1 protein-coding gene is annotated in these 276 nt (G+C 63.8%); it reads right to left on the bottom strand.

The window, feature by feature from the left end; all coding sequences use genetic code 11:
- A partial coding sequence (locus RYX56_RS22160; protein WP_317124092.1) for a S1 RNA-binding domain-containing protein occupies positions 1-276 on the bottom strand: 276 nt, incomplete at both ends.

A 276-nucleotide genomic window follows, 5' to 3' on the forward strand; every position in this document is an offset into this window, starting at 1 on the left:
GCTTCCACTTCGTCACCCACCGACAGGATCTCGGACGGATGCTTCACGCGGCGCCAGGCGAGGTCGGTGATGTGCAGCAGGCCGTCGATGCCGCCCAGGTCGACGAACGCACCGTAGTCGGTGATGTTCTTGACGATGCCCTTGACCACTGCGCCTTCGTGCAGCGTCTCGAGCAGCTTCTGGCGCTCTTCGCCCTGCGAGGCTTCGACCACCGCGCGGCGCGACACAACCACGTTGTTGCGCTTGCGGTCGAGCTTGATCACCTTGAATTGGAGG

The organism is Alkalihalophilus lindianensis, from assembly GCF_032843265.1.
Classification (GTDB): domain Bacteria; phylum Bacillota; class Bacilli; order Bacillales; family Bacillaceae_D; genus Alkalihalophilus; species Alkalihalophilus lindianensis.